Here is a 21,708-nt window from a genome sequence, read left to right on the forward strand (position 1 = left end):
ATTTCAGCCACCCCATTGCGCCAACGTGACCGCATCCGTTTTTTGCTGCGTGCGCGGGGGAGTACCATCACGAAAGAACACTGCCTCAGAGGAGAAAACCCATGACCGATCAAACGCTCGACGCGACCAACAGCGGTACATACAAGGCGGGCACCCACATCGGCATAGGAGCTATGGTCATCTTCGGTCTGATCTCACTCGCTCTCCTCATCGGAGTCATTTTCGGCCCCGCAGACATCAAACCCATGGCTGACTCGCTCTTCCCCTGGTCCCTGGGAGCTCTAGCAATTTCTGGCATCGGCATGCTCATCGCCAATAGCAAACACAAGCCAACCGCTGACGAGGACGAGAACTGACATTCGCCGGGGCGTGCCGGTGGGCCTAGACTGGCCCTCGTGCAAGAACCACTCATCCTCGGAATCGAATCCACCTGCGACGAAACCGGCATCGGCCTCGTACGCGGCTGTGAGCTGCTGGTTGACCGAACCGCCACCTCGATGGACCAATACGCCCGCTACGGTGGGATCATCCCCGAGATTGCCTCACGCGCTCACCTTGAGTCCTTTCTGCCCACGCTAGAAGCGGCCCTAGATGAAGCACGCGTCAGTCTTGATGAGGTTGATGCCATTGCTGTTGCTGCGGGTCCCGGACTCGTTGGATCGCTGACCGTTGGTATCTGCGCTGCCAAAGCTCTCGCCTCATCTTTGGACAAACCCCTGTATGGCGTGAATCACGTTATCGGTCATCTTGCCGTCGACAAACTCGCGGATGGTCCTTTGCCCGAACCTTTCATTGGTCTTGTTGTTTCAGGTGGACACTCCAATATCCTCCTCGTCGAAGACATTGCTACGAATATTGTCGAGCTCGGCGGCACCCTCGACGATGCGGCAGGCGAGGCCTTCGACAAAGTGGGACGCCTCCTGGATTTGCCCTACCCCGGTGGCCCCCATGTGGATCGCCTCTCTCAGTCGGGTGACCGCGATGCCATCCGATTCCCCAGGGGACTGTCTGCAGGCAAAGACAAAGAACGCCACAAATACGACTTCTCATTTTCCGGCCTCAAAACTGCGGTCGCTCGCTATGTCGAGGGCGCGCACGAACGTGGTGAGACCATTCATGCGGAGAATGTGTGCGCAGGTTTCTCCGAAGCCATTAACGATTCCCTCACCTCAAAAGCTGTTCGTGCCGCCCTCGATACGGGATGCGACACCATCGTCGTGGGCGGGGGATTTAGTGCGAACTCGAGGCTACGCAGCCTGCTCAGTCAGAGAGCCGACGCTGCGGGAATCACAGTGCGCATGCCACCTCTACGTTTCTGCACCGACAACGGCGCGCAGATCGCTGCGTTGGGATCAGAATTAGTGCGTGCAGGCGTTGAGCCATCAGACTGGGACTTCTCCCCAGATTCGGCAATGCCTCTCACTCAGACGTCGATGCTGCCCCGTGGGAAGGGCGGTAGCCACTGAGGAAGTCCTCAGCCTCAATGGGATGGCCCGCGCGGTGTTCGGCGCGCATATGGCTGACCACTGCTCCCAGGCCCTCTTCTGAGTCAAAAGCCGCGGCCACAGCCCGCTGGCGTTCATAGGCGGCCCCGACTTCGAGGATTGTCAGAACGTTGGACAACTCGCGCTCGCAATCCAAGTGACGGGCGACGGGCACCAGCTTAGCAACATGTTCGCCAATGGTGTCTCGTGCGCATTGGGTGGCCCCTTGGGCATCGACGATGAGATCCGCGTCGAGACCATAGCGGGCTGACCGCCACTTATTTTCTGCCACAAACCAGTCTGGAAGAGATTCCAATTCCTCGCCCGCATCCAGGCGCCTGGAGAGAAATTCAACGAGGCAATGGGTCAGGGCTGCGAAAGCTTCGACCTCGAAGATATTGGTGGCAGCATCGAAAGCACGGACTTCAATGGTGCCCAAGGCCGGGGAGGGGCGAATATCCCAGCGCACTTCGTCAAAGCCGGACACGATTCCTGCCGTGATCATTGATTCCGCGTAAGATTCCAAGTCTTCCCAGGTGTCGAATTGGCGGGGAATACCGGCGGTGGGGAGCTGCTGGAAGACCATAGCTCGGTTCGATGCGTAGCCGGTGTCGATGCCAGCCCAAAAAGGCGAGGCCGCGGCCAGCGCCTGCATATGTCCTAGATGAGTGGTCATAGCTGATTGCAGAGGTAGTACCTTGGCGCGGTCCTCGACTCCTACGTGGACGTGAACCCCGTACAGCAGCATCTGGCGTCCCCAGTATTGGGTTCTCTCGACGAGTTCGGCGTAGCGACGTGAATCGGTGACAAGTTGGTGAGCTGGACGAGCAAAAGGGTGGGTGCCAGCAGATGCAAGGTCGATGCGTAGGGAGTCGGTAATCGGTTCAAGAAAAGCGATGGTGTCGGTGAGGTCTTTGATGCACTCAGAGACTTTGGTGCGCGGCTCAGAAGTGACTTCGACCGTGTTGAGCAACATTTCGCGGTGGACGTTGGGATGTAAATTCCCGTTCACCGTGGCGCGCTCAATGACGGCATCGGCGCTTTGGCGTAGGTCGTTTGAGTCCTGGTCAACGAGTTGAAGTTCCCACTCAACCCCGAGGGTTGAACGGGCTGATGCCGCGAATCCCATGGTCATGGCGTCCCCTTCCGTCTCCTGGCCTGTCGTGGGCTCAGAAGACCTATGTGAAGTCTCATCTCTTGGCGATAATTGCGCGATGGCGTCCCGCGATTCGAGTCAAGATGACAACACCATGTTCGGGACCGTTCAGTTTGAGACTCGACCGCAATTGAGCGGGGTCAATATCGGCGCCTCGTTTTTTTATTTCGACAACACCGATGTCATGGCTGCGAAGCGCCGCCGAAATTGCTTTGGAGCGCAGTGGCACAACGTCAAGAACTTCGAAACGCTGTATGAAAGGCGAGTCGGGGATGCTGTCGCCGGTCATGTAGGCGATATTCTCGGTCAGAAGGTGAGCGCCTAGAAGTTCTGCGAGGTGGGCGACACCGCCCGATCTAATGACAGCATTGTCAGGCTCTGACACATAACGCCCGATGGGGCCTGTGACTGCTTGAGGATTGGGTGCGTTGGCGGCATCGATAATGCTGTCCGCAAGCAGGTGGGCTTGCCCGTTACGGATCACGAGGGCGGAGCGCCCAGGCCCTTCGGGGCTTAAAGGCGGTGTCCACACTGCGGCTTCGACGAGTTCGCCATCGATACTGATCCACTGGGCGTGGCAATCTGTGGGCAAGAGTTGGTGATCAATACCGGGGGCAAGTTTGACCCCAATACTTTCGATATCTGAGCGCCACGACAGAACGTGGGAGAGGGGAGGGGACCACTGTTCTGGGTCCATGAGGCGCTTTGATCCTCGCGTTGCGGTGCTTCTGCGCGCCGGATCAGCGAAGATAGCGTCGATACCTCGTTGCCGTAGTTCGCTCATAGTCAGGTCCATGACATCGCCAAGTTCGACTTGAGCGTCGGGCAAGGCGCGCAAATTTGCGGCGGCTGCAGCTGCGGCGTCCTTGTCAATGTCGATAGCCAGAACGCGCAGGCCTAAACCTGCAATGGCCAGAGAGTCAGATCCGATGCCGCACCCTAGGTCTGCAACGTAGGTGGTACCGCCATTTTTGAATCGCTGGGCGTGCAGTGCTGCAACGATCATCCGGGTTGCTTGTTCGAGGCCATCGCGGGTGAAAACCATCGAACGAGCGAACTCGCCGAACTTTGATTCGGCGTGGTCGCGCAGTGCCAGTTGGCCCAGTAATGCTGCCGCTAGTTCGCCGGGGATTCCTGCGTCTCGAAGGGCCTGTCCGAGGGCGAGTGGATCCATTTGCCGGCGACGCGGGTCTTTTTCCAGAGTTTGGAGGAGTTCCCAGCCGGGGGATTCAAGGATCGCTGTTAGGTGTGAGGCCACAGCTAAATTGTGGCACGGCATGTTCGCTGGCGTGTTCTCGCAGGGCTGATCTTGGCTTTGGCACTCGGCTTGCTCGAGTGCCAAAGCCCGCTTAGACTCATTGACGAAGCGGTGCATAGCCGCCCAGCAGGTCCCTATCCTGACCCCCGCGACGGCAGGATTCAGGGACGGTTCATCTTTTGACAAGAAAGGGAGCACGACAGTGTCGATCTCCATCAAACCCCTTGAGGACCGCATCGTCCTTCGTCAGGTCGAGGCAGAAAAGACCACTGCTTCCGGCCTGGTTATCCCCGATACAGCCAAGGAAAAGCCGCAGGAAGGCGAAGTTATCGCCGTGGGCCCCGGCCGCATCGACGACAATGGCAACCGCGTCCCCGTCGACGTCAAGGTCGGCGACGTCGTGATCTACAGCCGCTACGGTGGCACCGAGGTCAAGTACGACGGCCAGGAATTCCAGATCCTGTCGGCTCGCGACGTCCTCGCAGTTGTCGAGCGCTGAAGCGTTCCTCGCAACACCTTCTGATAGCAGTGGCCCCGCCAATGAGGCGGGGCCACTGCTCTATGTGTTCGTAAGAACAACCGTCATTAGTCTTTGCGGCGAGGTCGCATGAGGTACATCGCCAATACCGCTAGGGCGGCTGCGAGCGCGACGAGCCACCACGGCAAGTAGGTGCCCAGTTCAAGGGCCTTTTGTTCCCACGCAATCAGCGTCTCGGTGCCGACGAGGGCACCCAGGGGATTCGAAGGCCCAACAAAGGCCAACACCAGACCGATGACAATGAAAAGAGTTCCCGAAACAACATTCGTCCACGTCGTGTCGCGACCTAAGAAGCGGACTGGACGAGGCCGTAACCAGGCCCTCTCAGAGGCCTGGGTTGATTGCCAAATCAGAGCTAGGACGAATAGTGGAACGGTCATACCGGTTGCGTACAGAAGCATCATGACCAGTCCCTCAACAGCAGATCCTCCAATGCCAGCCGCAAGAAGAACGGCACCGAGAACGGGACCGGCGCACCCCACTCCCGCAAAACCATAGGTTGCCCCCAAGAGGTAGACGGCCGCGGGGCTTGCCGAATCTGTCTGGTCACCACCAGTGCTCTTGGATGAACGTCTTAACTTCGGCATTTCGATAGCGAAAACCTGCACAACTCCCAAGACGATAATGAGTAGGGCGCCGATCCTGGTCAACGTAAACATGTGGTCGTGCAGGAAAGAACCGATGAATCCGGCTCCAATTCCCAGAGGTACCAAAACTGTGACAAGTCCCAGCCAGAACACGCCGGTACGCATTAGTAGGGTGGTTCGTGACGTGAAGGCGTACGCAAAGAACGCGGGCAGAATCATCACCGAGCAGGGAGCGAATAGGGTCAGGACTCCACCCAGTAGGGCCGCAATAGGAGCAATGGTGGTCATGCTGCGTCCGGATTCGAAGCTTGCTCCATGATGGTGGCACGGATGTCAGCTACGGCGTTCTGAGTGAGTCCGGAGATAACTGCGTCCCCAATGATCATGAAGGGGGTGCCTTGGATGCCAATTGAGTGGGCGTACTGTTTGGATTCTTCAACCCTGGTGACGGTCTGCTGTGAAGTCATTGTTGCCTGGAATTTGTCCAGATCGGGAATCTGCGCCTGTTGCGCGTAGGTCATCAGCAGTTCGTTGGTGTATTCGGGGTGGTCGTTAGGATCGGCGGCTGCGTAGACGATGTCGTGGAACTCCCAGAACTTACCTTGCTCTGCAGCGGCGATGCCGGCTTGGGCAGCTAGGGGTGAGGTCTGTGTAATTTGGGCGAGGTCGCGCCATTCGATGCGTAATGTGCCATCTTCGACCAGATCGGTCAGCTCAGGGCCGACATTATGAGCAAAGTGCGTGCATACCGGACAAGAAAAATCCGAGTACAGAACCATGACGACCTTTGCGTCGACATCTCCCATTGCTTGACCATCGGAAGGATCGCGGCGAATCTGCTCACGAATGAGATTGAGGACCTCCGGGTCGTCGGTGGCCTGAGATGCAGTGCCGCCGGCGGGTGCAGCTTGCTCAGACTCAGACGTTTGTTGCGTTGCAGGAGTTGACGCCGACTGGGCTGCGAGCAATTCAGCCTGGAGTCGTCCACGGTCTGCGACGAGGAACCCAATGGCCAGAACTAGTACCGCAATAATCGCCACGAGAATTCCTGTCAGAGAGGAACGTTTCGCGGTGAACGTTTGAGAGGCTGTGTTAACTGCTGGCGTGTCCGAAGGGGGTACGTCGCGAGATGGCTGTGAAGGCGGCGTGGTGGTCATAGGTCGTTCCTGTCGTCAATTGATCGTCCCCAAGTGTGCCACGGGCGCAGAAGTGGCGTCGCACAGTGAGTGCGACGCCACCTGTTGCTTTGGTTGTTATGGGGAGGTTACGAGGCGCGGCGTGACGAGTTACGTGCGCTGCGCACGTGTTCGCGCCGTTCCTCTTCGGTCATGCCGCCCCAGATTCCATAGGGTTCCTGAGCCGCTAGTGCGTACTCGCGACACTGATCGATGACTGGACACGTTGCGCAGATAGCTTTGGCGTTTGCTGCTCTGCGACGGCGGGTTGAACCGCGCTCGCCCTCGGGATGGAAGAAAAGCTCTGTATCGAGGTCGCGGCAGGCGCCGTCGTACTGCCAATCCCACGCGTCGATCATGGGCCCGGGGAGTCGGGAAACGTCGGTCATCGGTGCCTCTCTATCCTGCTGCTCTGTTTGGGAACTTCCTGACGAGTGCAGCGAGGTAACACTATCGAATTGTGCACAACTTATTCAAGACCGTTCCAAAAATTGCAAGCAAATTCCCAGAAACCTTCTTCAATCTGTGAAAACACTGAACATTCGGGGCTGTTGCTTTGAAGAAAAAGTGCGCGAGAGCCTGAGGGATCGCGCTCAAACGATCGCGGCTTGCGTTTCAAGTGGCGGACCTGTGCTCAACGACTGAGAATCTAGGAGACAGGCTCGCGCAACCCCTGCTTGAGGCGAGCGAGACGACGAGGGAGGAAACATGCCCAGAGCCCATCTGGTCACAACGGTGCCGCAGGTGCCCCTCACCGTCAGCGCAGTATCCGAAAAGCTTGGTGTATCCGCATCCACTTTGCGCACTTGGGAACGGCGATATGGCCTTGGACCCGGCCATCGACAAGCCGGTACTCGACGCCGCTACCTGCCCGAGGATGTCGCTCGTCTGACGCGCATGGTTGAGCTCATGCGCACCGGAGCCAGCGCAGCCGCAGCTGCCGCGGTGGTTCTGGCAGGACACGTCCCAGCGGTGGACCACAAGAATCAAAGCGTTCCCCCGAAGTGCACATCCGACCTCGCCAAGGTGGCGAGGGCAACAAACATCGAACGAGTGGCCGAGTGTCTTGAGTCGGCAGTCGCAGACTACGGTCTTGTCCACACGTGGACCCGACTCGTGGCGCCAGCGATGGAAACTTTGCGAGCAGACGAAGACGGAGAGATTCCTGCCGCGGGCCCGTCCTCGGTGTTGACATGTGCGCTCATGAACGTGCTCCGTGAAATCTACGAACAGCGCCCGCCCTCGACGCTCAGCCCCGTGCCCAACATTGTCATCATGACGGATATGTCGCATTCTTTGCCCGCCCAAGTCGTCGGCGTTGCACTCGCTTGGTACGGAATGCAGATTAAAATTCTGCGGACTGAAGGCCTCCAAGGTGTTTCAGGACTCGAGCGTTTCAGTCGACACGTACAAGCTAACGGGGCCAGCCTGGCAATCGTTATGGGAACCGGAGCATCGTGTTCCCAATTTGTCAGCGGGCTGACTGACTCTTACGACATCGACGTCGTGCTGGTCGGTGCTGATACGCCTCAGGTACTCGACAATCGGGTGACGAGAGTACGTACTGCGGGCGCGTGTGTTGAAGAAGTCATCGCACAACTGGCACCCGATGATGAAATCCCTAGTGCTCTAACCCACTGAAAAACTGGCTCTAATGGTACCGTGAAGCCTGACCGCTGAAGGCGAAGACGCAGGTGGGAGGCCGACTCATGGATATGCCTTGGGATGATCCTGCGCTCATTACGTCATTCGACGAAGAAATCGAAGCCCTGGTAACTTTCGCTGGGCAGTCGCGAGCTCGTATTGGTTTTGGCTCCCTCCTCGCTGACGGGCGCATTGATCTGGGCCAACCCATTGAACTGTGGATCACTGCCCGCATGACCTATGTGTTCTCCCTTGCTGAACTCTTAGGAATTGGCGGAGCACGTGAGTTAGTCGATCATGGTTTGAAAGCCCTGTCCGGTCCCTTCCGCGACGAAGTCAACGGTGGGTGGTATAGCGCAATCGTTCCGTATTCTGATGACGAGGCCGCTCCCGTGCCGAAAGCCAGGAAAGAAGCCTACGCTCACGCTTTCGTTGTTCTTGCTGCCTCTGCGGCCGCGCAGGCAGGACACGACGGCGCGAGGAATCTTCTTCATGATGCCCTCAATGACCAGGAAGAACACTGGTGGGACCCATCGTGGGGGCGAGTCCGCGATAGCGCGAATGTCGACTTTTCACGGTACTCCACCTATCGGGGCATGAATGCGAATATGCACACGGTAGAGGCTTACCTCGCTGCCTGGGAAACAACCGGAGACAGGGTGTGGCTCGACCGAGCGCGAGCAATCCTACGGTGGATCAGCGAACTGAACTCACGTGGCGGTGGCCGCCTCGTTGAACACTTCGACGACAAATGGCTCCCAACCCCCGAGCTCAACGCGGACCGTCCCGCAGATCCCTTCCGCCCATACGGGGTGACCCCTGGGCACGCCTTCGAATGCTCCCGCCTTCTCCTCGCTGCTCACGCGGCCCTTGAAAATATTGGAGAAAAGCCGGGGGCGTGGATGAGCCAGGCCGCCAAGGATCTCTACGAACGAGCATCCAAAGATGGATGGGCCGAGGACGGAGTTGCAGGATTCGTATATACCACCGACTACGACGGCCGCCCGGTTCTGCGTCTGCGCATGCACTGGGTTGCGTGTGAGGCGATCTGTGCGGCGCTGGCGATGGGACGACACGAACTTGCGGATGGAAACAGCGAACAGGCATTGAGTTGTGCACACGACTTTGCCACCTGGCTGTCGTGGGCTGACGAGTATTTACATGATGCGCCAGGGCATTGGATACACGAATTGGCTGAAGAAGGAGGCCGGTCAACTGTTATCTGGCCGGGCCGCCCCGACGCCTATCACGTCATTCAAATGCTGCTGATGGCGCGTACTCGACCGGGTGTTGGATTTGCAGCCAGCCTTGTACGTTGTCCGTGAGACATCCCACCAGTGCTTTATCTGGCGGGTCTGTCTGTTGATCTGCGCCCTAGACTCTTCCCATGGGAGACATTTCGACTGATCCTTTTGGCCTGACCGGACTGACCTACGACGACGTTCTCTTGCTCCCTGAGCTAACCGACGTTGTCCCCTCAACCGTGGATACCACCTCGCGGTTGACTAAGAAAATTTCTCTACGTATTCCTCTGCTGTCGGCAGCGATGGATACAGTCACCGAAGCGCGCATGGCCATCGCTATGGCTCGTCAGGGTGGAATTGGCATCCTGCATCGCAATCTGTCGATCGAAGAGCAAGCACACCAGGTTCGCCAGGTGAAGCGTTCTGAATCAGGCATGGTTGAAGACCCTGTGACCGTCGGCCCGGATGCAACTATCGAACAGCTTGATGAGTTGTGTGGCCACTACCGCGTCTCTGGCCTGCCCGTGGTAGACGAGGACGGCAAGCTCATGGGCATTATCACCAACCGCGACCTGCGTTTTGTCCCTGAAGATCAGTGGGCCACACTGCGCGTTACTGACTGCATGACTCCGCGTGATCGCCTCATTGTGGGCAGCGTCGGCGTTTCACGTGAGGAAGCCAAATCGCTGCTCGCTCAACACCGCGTCGAAAAGCTCCCCATCGTTGATGACAATGACCGACTCACAGGTCTCATCACCGTTAAGGACTTTGTCAAGACCGAGAAATACCCCAACGCCACAAAGGACGACCGAGGCCGCCTCGTTGTCGGCGCTGCCGTCGGCTACTGGGGCGATACCTGGGAGCGTGCAACCGCGCTGGCCGAGGCCGGCGTTGATGTCCTCGTCGTTGATACTGCTAACGGCGGGGCCGCCCTCGCTCTGGACATGATCCGCCGCATCAAAGCGGATCCCGCATTCGATGGAATCCAGATTATCGGCGGTAATGTCGCCACCACCGAGGGGGCGCAGGCCCTCATTGATGCTGGTGTCGATGCCGTCAAGGTTGGTGTTGGACCTGGTTCTATCTGCACTACGCGCGTTGTAGCAGGCGTAGGTGTCCCCCAGATCACAGCCATTCACTTGGCGGCCCAGGCGTGCAAGCCTGCGGGGGTTCCGCTGATCGCCGACGGTGGGTTGCAGTACTCCGGTGATATTGGCAAGGCCCTTGTGGCGGGTGCCGACACTGTCATGCTCGGCTCTTTGTTGGCAGGCTGTGAAGAGTCACCCGGCGAGGTCGTCTTCACCAACGGTAAGCAGTACAAGCGCTACCGCGGTATGGGCTCCCTGGGAGCGATGAGTTCGCGTGGGCGTAAGTCCTACTCCAAGGACCGTTACTTCCAAGCCGACGTGACCTCAGATGACAAGATCGTGCCTGAAGGAATCGAAGGCCAAGTGCCATACACGGGTTCTCTTGCTTCGGTTATCTACCAGCTTGTCGGCGGCCTTCACCAGACCATGTTCTATCTGGGCGCCTCCACTATTGAGCAGGTCAAGGCCAATGGTCGCTTTGTGCGTATCACCTCGGCGGGACTGCGCGAATCGCATCCTCATGATGTGCAGATGACTTCGGAAGCTCCGAACTATCACAGCTCAAAAGGTCAGTAATTTTGACTGCCTGAGTCGGACCCCCGTCGCCCAACGGTGACGGGGGTCCCACTTTTGACTGTGGTCTACGACTAAACTCAGCTTCAGTGGAATCAATTCCTTCACCTGCGATAGGGGAGTAGGCATGCTCATTCTCATCGACCACGCGAATGTTCAAGAGATCGAAAAGGTTCAGGAATACCTGCCGATCGACGGAGTGACGACAAATCCGACGATCTTGTATCGCGAAGGGCAAGAGCCGTTGGAATTGCTCAAGCGGATTCGCGATGCCATTCCTCAAGACGCGCAGCTGCACGTGCAGATCGTGTCCCAGCATCACGAAGCCATGGTTGCTGAAGCCAAGGCTTTGCGCTCTGCGATCCGCGGCAATCTCTACATCAAACTTCCTGTGACTCGCGAAGGCTTCAAAGCTATCCCTCGCATTGTGCAGGAGGGAATGAAAGTCACCGCCACGGGTATTCACTCGTCCATGCAAGGTTTTATGGCAGCCAAAGCCGGAGCCTGCTACGTGGCGCCCTACGTCAATCGTATGGATAACTACGGTATTGACGGTGTGCGCGTTGCCTCCGAGATTCACCGGATGCTCAAGACCTATGAATTTGAATCCGACGTATTGGCAGCGTCTTTTAAGAATTCCGAGCAGGTCATTGAACTTATCCGCCAGGGTGTCTCGGCTGTCACCGCTGCTCCTGACGTCCTTGAAGCCCTTATTAAGAATCCAGCAACTGACGCGGCGATCGCCGACCAGAACCGGGACTTCGGCAATCTTATTGGCGAAAAGCGCACCTGGTTGGACCTCATTAACGAGGCGTAAGTTCAGCGGTTGTGGATTGGCCAACTGGGATCAATGTTGGCTTCCCGCCCCTTAGAACGTAGGTAGTCAGCAAAGTTTCTTGCCCACTTTGCGTGTTCTTCCACCTGGTATTGGTGAAGTTCGCGTGTGGTTTTGGCGGCGAGCTCAGGGAACTTTGCCGCCATGCCCGCCAGCACATCCAGCGTCATTGCCACATCAACTTCTGCCGTGTGTGCATCCGGGGAAGCGCTGACTCCGTAGACGGGAGCCATATCGACCAAGGTTTTCTTACCACGACGGAATCGATCAAGAGCACGGTCAAGCGTCAACGGATCAATGACGAGCATGGGATCGACGCCCAGGCGCTGATCGAAGGTGGGCAGACCGTGGCGTTCAAGCTCACGATCGACCAGCGTGATGTCATAGGGGGCGTTAAAGGCAACCACGGGATAGCCTCTGCGCCAATGTTCGACCAGGCTGGAAGCGAGTTCTTCGAGCACTTCCTCAACTGGGCGTCCGTGCGTGCGCGCGTGCTCGGTCGTAATCCCGTGAACATCGGAGGCCTTCTGTGGGATCTCCACACCGGGATCAGCTAACCACGTGTGTTCCTGATCCGGTCGGGAGGGCTGGGCGCCTCCAATGCGAAGCACGAGGGCGGCGGTGACGAGCCGGTCCTCTTGGGGATCAACTCCGGTGGTTTCGGTATCAAAACCCATCCACGGGTCACTGGACCAAGTCATTGTTCCTCCTTCAGGTGTCTTAAGTGTGCACCGAAGCGCCCTCATCTTCGGACTCGGCACGGTTGTTATGATGGAAAGTTCCGGCGCCGATAGGATCAGAACATGAGTGACGAAGTGGAAATCGGACGAGGAAAACGCGGACGCCGCGCCTACAGCCTGGATGACATCGCGTTACTTCCAGCCCGACGTACGCGTGATCCTGAGGACGTCAACGTGGGGTGGCAGATTGACGCCTATCATGCGCAGATCCCCATTATGGCAGCCCCTATGGACTCGGTCATGAGTCCCGAAACAGCCATTCACTTTGGCAAACTTGGTGGAATCGGTGTCCTTGACCTCGATGGTTTATGGACGCGCTACGAAGATCCTGAACCCATCCTGGCTGAAATTGCCCACCTTGGTGAGGAAGAATCTATCGCCAGATTGCAGCAGCTGTATTCTGCACCCATTCAACCATCGCTCATCACCGCACGCCTCCAGCAAATTCGCGAGGCCGGGGTGATCGTCGCTGGAAAACTCTCTCCTCAACGCACCCAGCAGTATTGGCGAACTGTTGTCGATGCCGGCGTGGACCTCTTCGTCATTCGCGGGTCAGTTGTGTCGGCTGAACACGTGTCCTCTCGTGCAGAACCCCTCAATCTCAAGCGTTTCATCTACGAACTCGACGTCCCCGTCATCGTCGGTGGAGTATGTACCGACACGGCAGCGCTGCACTTGATGCGCACCGGAGCCGCGGGCGTCCTGGTGGGATTCGGTGGGGGAGCTGCCCACTCGACGCGCAGATCATTGGGTGTCCACGCTCCTATGGCAACTGCGATTGCAGATGTGGCCGCGGCGCGCCGAGACTACATGGATGAGTCTGGTGGACGCTACGTTCATGTCATCGCTGACGGCGGTATTGGGCGTTCAGGAGATCTGACCCGAGCGATTGCCTGCGGCGCTGACGCAGTGATGCTCGGTGCTGCTCTCGCTCGGGCCAAGGAGGCCCCTGGGTTGGGGTGGCATTGGGGGTCTGAGGCTACTCGACCCGATCTGCCGCGAGGCAGGCGCGTGCATGTGGGAACGTCGGGAAGCCTCGAAGAAATCCTGTACGGCCCGTCCACACGGGCCGACGGTTCACTGAACTTTGTGGGGGCGCTCAAGCGCACCATGGCAAGCACGGGATTCAGTGAAGTCAAGGATTTGCAGAAGGTTCAAGTGGTGGTTAGTCCCTATTCACCTAGCGAGAACTGACGGTCCCGCTACCAAAAGACGGTGCAGGAACGCTGAGCTTGCCCTCGCCAACACAACGGCCATGACACGGAGGACAGATGAAGTCGACACCGCATATTGACCCGCAGGCCCCCATTGCCGAGACAATCCTTTTGCCGGGGGATCCTTTACGTGCTGCCTTCGTTGCTCAGAACTACCTTGAAGACGTTCAGCAATTCAACTCTGTACGAAACATGCTCGGTTTCACTGGTACTTACGAGGGCGTCCCCGTTTCCATCATGGGGTCAGGAATGGGGATCCCCTCGATCTCACTGTACGCATGGGAACTCATCCACGTTTTTGGTTGTAAAAAACTCGTTCGCATTGGATCGTGCGGATCTTTGCAGCCTGACGTCAATCTCTACGACATCATCATCGGGCAGGCAGCTTGTTCTAACTCATCTTTCGTCGACCAATATGGGATCCCTGGAAATTACGCGCCTATTGCCTCCTTCCGGCTCATTGAAGCCGTTAGGGAACTGGCCAAAACCTCCAATATCGCTACACATGTGGGCAACGTCTTGTCCTCAGACACCTTCTACCACGCTGACGAGAGCTTCAATGAAAAATGGCAGAAAATGGGTGTCTTGGCCGTTGAAATGGAAGCGGCTGGACTGTATGCGACTGCCGCTCACGCAGGTGTTGAAGCATTGGGAATCTTTACGGTCTCTGACTCACTTGTCACCGGTGAAGCAGCCTCTGCCCATGAACGTCAGACTGCATTCACCCAGATGATGGAACTAGCACTACCCCTGGCGAAAATCTGAAGGAATCACTGTGAAGAAGAATGATGTTGCCCGGATGATCGACCACACCATCCTCAAACCTGAAGCCACCGCGCGCGACGTTGCCAGAATCGTCGACGAAGCTGCCACAATCGGTACCTTCTCCGTCTGTGTCTCGCCTTCGATGTTGCCTCTCGAGGTTCCTGCGGGCCTCAAAGTTGCCTGCGTTGTCGGTTTTCCTTCTGGCGCGGTCCACCCCTCGATCAAAGCCGCCGAGGCCGCGCAAGCCGTTGCTGATGGAGCTGACGAAGTGGACATGGTCATCAACATCGCCCTCGTCAAAGAAGGACGCCGCGAAGACCTGGAAGCCGAAATCCGAGCCGTACGCGACGCCATCCCTGCGCCTGGTCTCCTCAAAGTCATTATTGAATCGGCAACGTTGACCGACGAAGAAATTGTCATGGCATGCCAGGCCTCCGAGGCAGCGGGAGCAGACTTCGTCAAGACCTCGACGGGATTCCACCCGGCAGGTGGAGCCAGCGTGCATGCGGTGGCTCTTATGCGCGCAACCGTGGGTGAGCGCCTAGGAGTGAAAGCCTCGGGTGGAATTCGTGACGCCCAAACTGCATTGGCGATGATCGAAGCCGGAGCCAATCGCCTGGGAATTTCATCCACATTGGCAATCCTCGAAGGGATTGAGGGCTGACATGGCGGCTGCGTTAACCGAGCAAGCTCGTCTATGGGCCGAGCATGACCCAGATCCAGCGACCAAGAACCTTTTGCTTACCACAATCAAGAAAGCCGAGGACGGCGACCGTGCTGCAGCAGATGAACTGGAAGCGGCTATGGCCGGCCCCCTTGAGTTTGGCACTGCTGGCCTTCGGGGGGCGATGGGTCCAGGCGAATCCAGGATGAATCTTGCCGTCGTTATTCGAGCGACAGCGGGATTGGCCGCCTATCTTAAAGAGGCTGCCGGGCGTCATCCTCAGGTTATCGTCGGATGCGATGCTCGACATAGTTCAGCTCAGTTCGCCCAAGCAGCTGCAGGAGTTTTGTCGGCTGCGGGTTGCCGGCCCCTCATGCTCCCTCTGGCTCAGCCAACTCCGCTGGTTGCTTTCTCGATGCGCCACTTTGATGCCGATGCGGGCATTATGATCACCGCTTCACACAACCCGGCTCAAGACAACGGCTATAAGGTCTACTTGGGCGGCACCGTAGTAACTGACTCAGGACAGGGCGTTCAGATCGTGCCCCCTCACGACGCGCTCATCGCCGGGCACATTGCGGCGGCGCCGCCGGCAGATCAAATTCCTCTGTCCGATGATCTCATTGAACAGGTTGACCCCACTGAAGCCTACGTTGCCCGAGCCCTCGCCCTCGCACCCAATTCCGCTGGAAAAGATAACCTGAATATTACTGTTACTCCCATGCACGGGGTGGGAGGCGCCCTCGTCACACGAGTGCTGCGCGAAACAGGCTTCTCGAATGTGTCACTGGTGGCGCAGCAGGCCGAGCCGGATCCAGACTTCCCGACCGTCGCATTCCCCAACCCAGAGGAACCTGGAGCTCTCGACCTGGCCATGGCTCACGCCAGCCAACAAGGCAGTGACCTCATTATTGCCGTCGACCCGGATGCTGACCGGTGCGCCCTCGTAATCCCAGATCCCGACGAAGACAGCGCATGGCGTCAACTTAGCGGCGACGAATTCGGTGCAATCCTTGGTGAGTATGTGGCGTCGAATGCTCCCAAGGGGGCTGTGCTGGCAAACTCTATTGTTTCGAGCCGTCTCCTGGAACGTATTGCAATAGGCCACGGCTTGGGATACCGGCACACCCTCACCGGCTTCAAATGGATTGCCCGCACACCAGGACTCCACTTCGGATACGAAGAAGCCATCGGATATTGCTGCGATCCGCCGTACACGCGAGACAAGGATGGCATCACCGCAGCCTTGCTAGCTGCCACCCTCTTCGCGCAGCTCAAAGCCGAGGGCAGCTCGGGCGTTAGCGAGCTTGAGCGCATTGCACGCACCTACGGTTTATACGCCACATCGCCGCTCACCTTCCGGGTGAATAACCCCGAACAGATTGCCCAAGGTATGCGGCGTCTGCGCTCCCAGCCTCCCACCAGCTTGGCTGGTTCGCCCGTCTCAACAGTCGTTGACTTGAATGATGGTTGGGAGGGGCTTGAACCCACCGACGGCCTCCTCGTTCTCACTCAGGCTGGCGATCGAGTCATTGCACGCCCTTCCGGTACAGAGCCAAAACTCAAGTGCTACATAGAAATTATCCTTCCGGTGCCCGCCAACCAAGAGGTGCCGTGGGAGGCTGCTCGTAAAAGGCTCGATGCTATTAAGGTAGAGTTCGCCGAGATCATTGGGATGTGAACTCAGTTCGGCTTTGTCAGGAAGGAGACGGCGTCCCTCGGGGAAGATTTGGGCGTCCCTCGCGGGGAGGGCAAGCTTGGCAGGAAGGAGACGGCCAGGCCAGATAGCATGTCCCCAGGATGCGGCTACCGGCCGCCACGGGCCTTGAGGAAGGGCGAACATGACTTTGAGCAATGATTCGAATACCGAAGCCACTACTCCCATCATGACGGAGCTTTCCAACATTGCGTCAATGATCCAGGTCAACGAGGGCGCCACCGTTTCGCGTACCGTCATGCACGCCCAGGGCATGCGCCTAGTGCTCTTTAGCTTCGATACCGGCGAATTGCTGAGCGAACACACCGCTGCCATGCCGGTCATTGTCCAAACCCTTGAAGGCAGCCTAGAAATCACAGCTGATGGGCGCACAGTCATTCTCAAGCCAGGCGACGTCGTTCATTTTGGAACCCGTCTGCCTCACGCCGTTAAAGCCCTGGAACCGTCAAAGATGGCTCTGTACATGCTCGATCAGCGTGAACGCCCGAAGGCCTGATTCGTGGAACCTTTTGGAACCTTCCTGGTAGGTCTGGCCATCGCTGTTGGCGTGGTGGGAGCCGTTATCCAGATCTTGCCCTCGGGCATCATTATCGGTGCTGCAATTCTCATCTGGGCGATCATGTGGAATAACACCGCAGCCTGGATTGTTTTCGCAATCGCGGCAGTTGTCTTGGCTGTGGCGATGGTCCTCAAATATGTGGTGCCCGGCAAACGCCTGGTGGCCTCGGGGATTCCCAAGACCACCTTTGTCGCAGCAATTGTTGGTGGCGTCATCGGATGGATCGTAGGGCTGCCCCTCGGATTTGTAGTGGGCATCGTCGGGGGAACCTACGCCGCTGAATACCACCGCACCCGATCCGGGCAGGAAGCGTGGGCGTCAACCAAAACTGCTTTGGCTGCCATTGGCTTGACCGTCATCATCGAGTTAATTGCAGCACTGACAGCGGCCACAGCCTGGGGTATCGGCCTGTTCTTCGTCTAAATGACGTCCCGCACCTCAGTAAGCCCGGGCAGGGGCGGTTTAGCGCCGCTGCTCCAAAGAATTGAGGGCAACCCGCTGAGCCAGCAGATACAAGGCGATGGTGACGATCAGTCCCGTTATCAGCAGGACCTGGATCATACGGTGACTGTCTTGTCCCATGGCCACTGCCACAGCCAGGCAACCAATTCCGTGAAAGAGGCTGAGAACACCGGCCATTGCCAGGAAAGGCCAGGCAGCTTTATGCGCCGTATTCCAGGCGTCCTGGGACTCTTTGACCTCATCCTTCTTAAAACCCCACCGTGAACCGAATTTGAGGGTCCCGATATTCGATTCGTAGGCGGTGGTTCCCAAAATTGCGGCTATTACTAGGAAGAGGATTGCACCGACAAGGCCGAGCAGATTGAGATTCTGGAGGTATTCGGGCATCGGGCGTCAGTTCCCTTCAGTGGAGTTGGGTGCATCGACAATATCTGCGACGGTCGCTTCGAGTTCTGCGACCCAGTCGTCGGCCGAAATATCAGAAGGCATCCTCCAGTCACCACGTGGCGACAATGAGCCTCCGGCCATGACCTTGGGGCCATTGGGCAGAGTGGAACGCTTGAATTGCTGGGAGAAGAACCGCCACAGGAAGAGTTTTTCCCACTTGATGATCTCTTCGAGCGTGTACGCCGCCTTTTCATCTTGAGGGAAGGATGCTGGCCACGCGCCTGCCTCAATATCTGACCACGCATGATGCGCGAGGAAGGCAATCTTGGAGGGCCGATAGCCGCGGCGCAGCATGTAGAAGAGGTTGAAGTCCTGCAGGTTGTACGGGCCGATCTTATCCTGCGTGGACTGCATCTTTTCTCCCGGCTTGGCCGGCACCAACTCCGGCGAGATCTCAGTGGACAAAATTGAACGTAAAACCTCAGATACCGCGGGCTCGAATTGTTCGGTGTCTGCCACCCAGCGGATCAGATGCTGGATCATCGTCTTGGGAACACCCGCGTTCACTCCGTAGTGGGCCATATGGTCGCCCACCCCGAAGGTGCACCATCCTAAAGCGAGTTCTGACAGGTCGCCGGTGCCCAAAACGATGCCACCATTGTGGTTGGCGATCCTGAACAGGTAGTCGGTGCGCAGTCCAGCTTGAACGTTTTCAAAGGTCACATCGTAGGAGGCTTCGCCCTCGCCGTAAGGGTGACCAATGTCGGCGAGCATCTGGCGAGCAGCGGGGGTGATGTCGATTTCTTCGAAGGAGGTGCCCAGCAGCCTGCACAACTCAGTGGCGTTGTTCTTGGTGTGTGCGCTGGTGGCAAAGCCGGGCAGTGTGTACGCCAGGATGTCAGTGCGAGGCCGGCCCAGTAGGTCCATGGCGCGCGCGGCTACAACGAGGGCGTGCGTGGAGTCCAAACCGCCGGAGATACCAATGACAATCTTTGGATTGCCAATCGCGCGTAGGCGTTGGACTAACCCTGAGACTTGAATCGAGTAGGCCTCGTAGCAGTCTTGGTCGAGCTTGGCCGCATCGTCAGGAACGAAGGGGAAACGGTCAACGACGCGCATGAGCCCCAGGTCGATGCGCGGCGGCTCAAGGGTGATTTCAACGGGATGGTGGAAAAGCCCGAACGGTGAATGCTCATCGGCCATGGGTGTTGGCACATTGTCAGCGAAGGACCCCTGTCGTTTGCGTTCGCTGGCCAGGCGATCCAGGTCGACGTCGGCGTAGGTGATGACGCGGCCGCCACTGACGAAACGTTCGCCTTCGGCCAGGAGGTCTCCGGCCTCGTAAATCATGGTTTGCCCATCCCAGGCCAGATCTGTAGAAGACTCGCCTTCGCCGGCAGCCGTGTATACGTAGGCGGCGTTGAGGCGAGCCGAAGCTGCGCGCACGTTCATGCGACGATCGTCCGCGCGTCCCACTGTGATAGGCGAGGCCGAGAGGTTGGCGATCACCGTTGCTCCAGCTAGGGCTGCGGCCGAAGCTGGGGAGACGGGGACCCACAGGTCTTCGCAGATTTCAGCACTCACAACGAAGCCTGGCAGGTCTGTGGCTTCGATGAGTAGTGGGCCAAATGGCGCGTAGAAGTCGTCTTCGCCCTGCCATGTGGACACGTTAATGATGCTGGGCGTGGAGGCGTCGGGGACCGCAAAATGACGGTGTTCGTAGAACTCCCCGTAGTTCGCCAGATTCCGTTTGGGAATGACACCGAGCACATCGCCTCGGTGAATGGCGACGGCGCAGTTGTACAGGCGTGCGCCAACTTTAACGGGAGCGCCAACAAGGAGGACGGGAAGAAGATCTTTAGATGCGTCAACGATTCGAGCTAACGCGGCGTCAACTTGGTCCAGCAGGACATCGGATAACAGGATGTCGTCAATGGAATAGCCGCTGATGCTCAACTCTGGAAAAACCACTAGAGCGGCACCATTCTCAGCTGCTTCTTTTGCCACGGAGATGATCTCGTCGGCGTTGACCAGAGGGCGGGCTGGGCGTACGGGTACGGTGGCCGCGGCGACGCGGGCGAAACCCTGGTCATAGAGCGAGTGGAAATTCACTGGTTGCCTCCTCGGTGGCTTCCTCAATGTCCGCTTTGGATCATACGGGAATCGCCTGCCCCATGGTCATTGGGTACTAGACGTCGGCTTAGGTCCGTGCTCGGCCTCGTTGTTGGAACGAGGACGCGGCCTCGTGAGCGGCGCGACGCCGAAACCCAGCGTTATGCTTCCAACCCCACTGATCCGCGCCGATGCCTGCTGGTATACGGACAGGCGTCGACGCGGATCAATGGATCTCGATATGAAATTTCAGGCAGACGCGACAGACATCAGGAAGCGAAAGGCTGCGCCAAGCGCGCGATCGCTAATTCCTCATTCGTCGGGTAGACCACCAGCATCACCGTGGAATCGGGCTTGGAAATAATGCGCGGTTCGCTGGAACGCGCAGTGTTCTTCTCTTCGTCCATCTTGACGCCGAAAGGAGCCAAAGCCTCAGCCAACTCCGAGCGGATCGCCGCATCATTTTCACCAATACCAGCGGTGAAAGTAATGACGTCAAGGCCGCCAAGCTCAGCCGTGTAAGAACCCACGTACTTGAGCAGACGATTGATGTAGACGTCCATGGCTGCGCGCGCACGCTTTTGTGCTTCGGGAGCCGCGTCATTGTTAATCATTTCGCGCACCGAACGCATGTCGGCTTCACCAGTCAAGCCTTTCATGCCGGACTTCTTATTGAACAGGGTGTCGATTTCATCAATGGACATGCCCATGCGCGCCAGGTGGAACACCACCGCAGGATCAATGTCGCCAGTGCGAGTACCCATAACCAGGCCCTCGAGCGGCGTCAGACCCATTGAAGTGTCAATCGGCTTGCCATTGAGGTTGGCGGACACGGAGGCGCCATTGCCCAGGTGCAACACGATCTGCTTGAGATCGTCGCGGTCGAGCATCTGGCAAATCTCGCGCGAAATGAACTGATGAGAGGTGCCGTGGGCGCCGTAACGACGGATCGAATACTTCTTCGCAGTCTCAGCTTCCAGCGCGTAAGTCGCCGTCTTGGCGGGCAGCTGCTGGAAGAACGCCGTATCAAAGACAGCAACATGGGGGATGTCTGCCATGAGTTCACGAGCCACGTCAATGCCCTTGAGGTGGGCCGGGTTGTGCAGGGGAGCCAGCGGACACAGCTCTTCGATCTTGTCGCGCACCTCGTCGGTGATCAGGGCCGGGCCGTCGAAGAACTCTCCGCCCTGGACGACGCGGTGGCCCACAGCCACAACGTTGGCTTGTGCCAAGGTAGGGCCCTTCGTGTCAAAGAGGCGCAAAACCTCACGCATACCGACCTCGTGGTCGGGCACGGGCAGACGTTCTTCGGTGACCTGGTCCCCGTGAACATGCTTAATGTCGCCCATCGCCTCGCCGATACGCTCGACGATGCCCTTGGCAACTGCGTCGCCGGTGGCCGGGTCAACGAGCTGGTACTTGATGGAAGAAGAACCGGAGTTAATGACGAGGACGGTCGTAGACACGTTAACGCCTTTCAATGAACTGGAAGAGTGGGATACAGAA

Annotated in this window: 22 protein-coding genes; 13 read left to right on the forward strand and 9 right to left on the reverse strand. The window is 57.9% G+C overall.

Annotated features, from left to right (window positions below; all coding sequences use genetic code 11):
* Window positions 1–101 precede the first annotated feature (101 nt).
* Window positions 102–356, forward strand: a complete 255-nt coding sequence (locus G439_RS0102160) for a hypothetical protein (RefSeq protein ID WP_022867545.1) — start codon at window positions 102–104, stop codon at window positions 354–356.
* Window positions 357–395: 39 nt separating this feature from the next.
* The gene (tsaD, locus tag G439_RS0102165; protein ID WP_022867546.1) at window positions 396–1,466 is read left to right on the forward strand and encodes a tRNA (adenosine(37)-N6)-threonylcarbamoyltransferase complex transferase subunit TsaD; all 1,071 of its coding nucleotides are present in this window, start codon (window positions 396–398) and stop codon (window positions 1,464–1,466) included.
* Here tsaD and G439_RS10800 read toward each other — a convergent pair.
* The gene (locus G439_RS10800) at window positions 1,420–2,619 is read right to left on the reverse strand and encodes a glutamate--cysteine ligase (protein WP_022867547.1); all 1,200 of its coding nucleotides are present in this window, start codon (window positions 2,617–2,619) and stop codon (window positions 1,420–1,422) included. The two genes, tsaD and G439_RS10800, sit on opposite strands and share 47 nt — an antisense overlap.
* A gap of 55 nt (window positions 2,620–2,674) precedes the next feature.
* Entirely contained in the window at window positions 2,675–3,898 is a 1,224-nt protein-coding gene (locus G439_RS0102175; protein WP_026459294.1) for a THUMP-like domain-containing protein, read from the reverse strand.
* Window positions 3,899–4,100: 202 nt separating this feature from the next.
* On the opposite strand from G439_RS0102175, the gene groES reads away from it, so the two are divergent.
* Complete coding sequence (gene groES / locus G439_RS0102180; RefSeq protein WP_022867549.1) at window positions 4,101–4,397, forward strand: co-chaperone GroES; 297 nt, start codon at window positions 4,101–4,103, stop codon at window positions 4,395–4,397.
* An 86-nt stretch (window positions 4,398–4,483) separates the two neighbouring features.
* On the opposite strand, the gene G439_RS0102185 is transcribed toward groES, so the two are convergent.
* From G439_RS0102185 to G439_RS0102195, 3 genes are all read right to left on the reverse strand, one after another.
* A complete protein-coding gene (locus tag G439_RS0102185) occupies window positions 4,484–5,311 on the reverse strand; it encodes a cytochrome c biogenesis CcdA family protein (RefSeq protein WP_022867550.1) in 828 nt (275 codons plus the stop codon).
* Window positions 5,308–6,063, reverse strand: coding sequence for a DsbA family protein (locus G439_RS10805; protein ID WP_243442532.1), 756 nt, complete (start codon window positions 6,061–6,063; stop codon window positions 5,308–5,310). Before G439_RS10805 ends, G439_RS0102185 begins: the two co-directional genes overlap by 4 nt.
* 224 nt (window positions 6,064–6,287) lie before the next feature.
* Complete coding sequence (locus G439_RS0102195; RefSeq protein WP_022867552.1) at window positions 6,288–6,587, reverse strand: WhiB family transcriptional regulator; 300 nt, start codon at window positions 6,585–6,587, stop codon at window positions 6,288–6,290.
* Window positions 6,588–6,906: 319 nt separating this feature from the next.
* Here G439_RS0102195 and G439_RS0102200 point away from each other — a divergent pair, with 319 nt between their 5' ends.
* The 4 genes from G439_RS0102200 (at window position 6,907) to G439_RS0102215 (ending at window position 11,564) form a co-directional block, all read left to right on the forward strand.
* Window positions 6,907–7,839: a MerR family transcriptional regulator gene (locus G439_RS0102200; protein WP_022867553.1), complete on the forward strand. Its 933-nt coding sequence runs from the start codon at window positions 6,907–6,909 to the stop codon at window positions 7,837–7,839.
* Window positions 7,840–7,907: 68 nt separating this feature from the next.
* The gene (locus G439_RS0102205; protein ID WP_022867554.1) at window positions 7,908–9,167 is read left to right on the forward strand and encodes an AGE family epimerase/isomerase; all 1,260 of its coding nucleotides are present in this window, start codon (window positions 7,908–7,910) and stop codon (window positions 9,165–9,167) included.
* A 62-nt stretch (window positions 9,168–9,229) separates the two neighbouring features.
* On the forward strand, window positions 9,230–10,750 hold the full coding sequence (gene guaB / locus G439_RS0102210; protein WP_022867555.1) for an IMP dehydrogenase: 1,521 nt from the start codon (window positions 9,230–9,232) through the stop codon (window positions 10,748–10,750).
* 124 nt (window positions 10,751–10,874) lie between these two features.
* A complete protein-coding gene (locus G439_RS0102215) occupies window positions 10,875–11,564 on the forward strand; it encodes a transaldolase family protein (RefSeq protein WP_022867556.1) in 690 nt (229 codons plus the stop codon).
* A 2-nt stretch (window positions 11,565–11,566) separates the two neighbouring features.
* Here the strand turns inward: G439_RS0102215 and G439_RS0102220 are convergent, their stop codons facing one another.
* Window positions 11,567–12,283 carry an exonuclease domain-containing protein gene (locus G439_RS0102220; protein ID WP_022867557.1) on the reverse strand — a complete coding sequence of 239 codons (717 nt, stop codon included), beginning with the start codon at window positions 12,281–12,283 and terminating at the stop codon, window positions 11,567–11,569.
* A 102-nt stretch (window positions 12,284–12,385) separates the two neighbouring features.
* On the opposite strand from G439_RS0102220, the gene G439_RS0102225 reads away from it, so the two are divergent.
* The 6 genes from G439_RS0102225 (at window position 12,386) to G439_RS0102250 (ending at window position 17,664) form a co-directional block, all read left to right on the forward strand.
* Entirely contained in the window at window positions 12,386–13,516 is a 1,131-nt protein-coding gene (locus G439_RS0102225; protein ID WP_022867558.1) for a GuaB3 family IMP dehydrogenase-related protein, read from the forward strand.
* A gap of 77 nt (window positions 13,517–13,593) precedes the next feature.
* Window positions 13,594–14,301: a purine-nucleoside phosphorylase gene (gene deoD / locus G439_RS0102230; protein WP_022867559.1), complete on the forward strand. Its 708-nt coding sequence runs from the start codon at window positions 13,594–13,596 to the stop codon at window positions 14,299–14,301.
* A gap of 10 nt (window positions 14,302–14,311) precedes the next feature.
* Complete coding sequence (deoC, locus tag G439_RS0102235; RefSeq protein WP_022867560.1) at window positions 14,312–14,965, forward strand: deoxyribose-phosphate aldolase; 654 nt, start codon at window positions 14,312–14,314, stop codon at window positions 14,963–14,965.
* 1 nt (window position 14,966) lies between these two features.
* Entirely contained in the window at window positions 14,967–16,646 is a 1,680-nt protein-coding gene (locus G439_RS0102240) for a phospho-sugar mutase (protein ID WP_022867561.1), read from the forward strand.
* 160 nt (window positions 16,647–16,806) lie between these two features.
* Window positions 16,807–17,178, forward strand: a complete 372-nt coding sequence (locus tag G439_RS0102245) for a cupin domain-containing protein (RefSeq protein WP_022867562.1) — start codon at window positions 16,807–16,809, stop codon at window positions 17,176–17,178.
* A gap of 3 nt (window positions 17,179–17,181) precedes the next feature.
* A complete protein-coding gene (locus G439_RS0102250; protein WP_022867563.1) occupies window positions 17,182–17,664 on the forward strand; it encodes a DUF456 domain-containing protein in 483 nt (160 codons plus the stop codon).
* Between the two features lie 39 nt (window positions 17,665–17,703).
* Here G439_RS0102250 and G439_RS10810 read toward each other — a convergent pair whose 3' ends face one another.
* From G439_RS10810 to G439_RS0102265, 3 genes are all read right to left on the reverse strand, one after another.
* Window positions 17,704–18,090, reverse strand: coding sequence for a hypothetical protein (locus tag G439_RS10810; RefSeq protein ID WP_022867564.1), 387 nt, complete (start codon window positions 18,088–18,090; stop codon window positions 17,704–17,706).
* 6 nt (window positions 18,091–18,096) lie between these two features.
* The gene (locus tag G439_RS0102260) at window positions 18,097–20,202 is read right to left on the reverse strand and encodes an NAD(+) synthase (RefSeq protein WP_022867565.1); all 2,106 of its coding nucleotides are present in this window, start codon (window positions 20,200–20,202) and stop codon (window positions 18,097–18,099) included.
* A 269-nt stretch (window positions 20,203–20,471) separates the two neighbouring features.
* Window positions 20,472–21,668: an acetate/propionate family kinase gene (locus G439_RS0102265; RefSeq protein ID WP_022867566.1), complete on the reverse strand. Its 1,197-nt coding sequence runs from the start codon at window positions 21,666–21,668 to the stop codon at window positions 20,472–20,474.
* Window positions 21,669–21,708 lie beyond the last annotated feature (40 nt).

The organism is Schaalia vaccimaxillae DSM 15804, assembly GCF_000420425.1.
GTDB classification, from domain to species: domain Bacteria; phylum Actinomycetota; class Actinomycetes; order Actinomycetales; family Actinomycetaceae; genus Pauljensenia; species Pauljensenia vaccimaxillae.

Bases quoted from the DNA above. Each gene is read 5' to 3' on its own strand.
- G439_RS0102160 (WP_022867545.1), top strand. From the start codon at position 102: ATGACCGATCAAACGCTCGACGCGACCAACAGCGGTACATACAAGGCG.
- G439_RS10800 (WP_022867547.1), bottom strand. From the start codon at position 2,619: ATGACCATGGGATTCGCGGCATCAGCCCGTTCAACCCTCGGGGTTGAG.
- G439_RS0102185 (WP_022867550.1), bottom strand. From the start codon at position 5,311: ATGACCACCATTGCTCCTATTGCGGCCCTACTGGGTGGAGTCCTGACC.
- G439_RS0102195 (WP_022867552.1), bottom strand. From the start codon at position 6,587: ATGACCGACGTTTCCCGACTCCCCGGGCCCATGATCGACGCGTGGGAT.
- G439_RS0102200 (WP_022867553.1), top strand. From the start codon at position 6,907: ATGCCCAGAGCCCATCTGGTCACAACGGTGCCGCAGGTGCCCCTCACC.
- G439_RS0102205 (WP_022867554.1), top strand. From the start codon at position 7,908: ATGGATATGCCTTGGGATGATCCTGCGCTCATTACGTCATTCGACGAA.
- guaB (WP_022867555.1), top strand. From the start codon at position 9,230: ATGGGAGACATTTCGACTGATCCTTTTGGCCTGACCGGACTGACCTAC.
- G439_RS0102215 (WP_022867556.1), top strand. From the start codon at position 10,875: ATGCTCATTCTCATCGACCACGCGAATGTTCAAGAGATCGAAAAGGTT.
- G439_RS0102220 (WP_022867557.1), bottom strand. From the start codon at position 12,283: ATGACTTGGTCCAGTGACCCGTGGATGGGTTTTGATACCGAAACCACC.
- G439_RS0102225 (WP_022867558.1), top strand. From the start codon at position 12,386: ATGAGTGACGAAGTGGAAATCGGACGAGGAAAACGCGGACGCCGCGCC.
- deoD (WP_022867559.1), top strand. From the start codon at position 13,594: ATGAAGTCGACACCGCATATTGACCCGCAGGCCCCCATTGCCGAGACA.
- G439_RS0102240 (WP_022867561.1), top strand. From the start codon at position 14,967: ATGGCGGCTGCGTTAACCGAGCAAGCTCGTCTATGGGCCGAGCATGAC.
- G439_RS0102245 (WP_022867562.1), top strand. From the start codon at position 16,807: ATGACTTTGAGCAATGATTCGAATACCGAAGCCACTACTCCCATCATG.
- G439_RS10810 (WP_022867564.1), bottom strand. From the start codon at position 18,090: ATGCCCGAATACCTCCAGAATCTCAATCTGCTCGGCCTTGTCGGTGCA.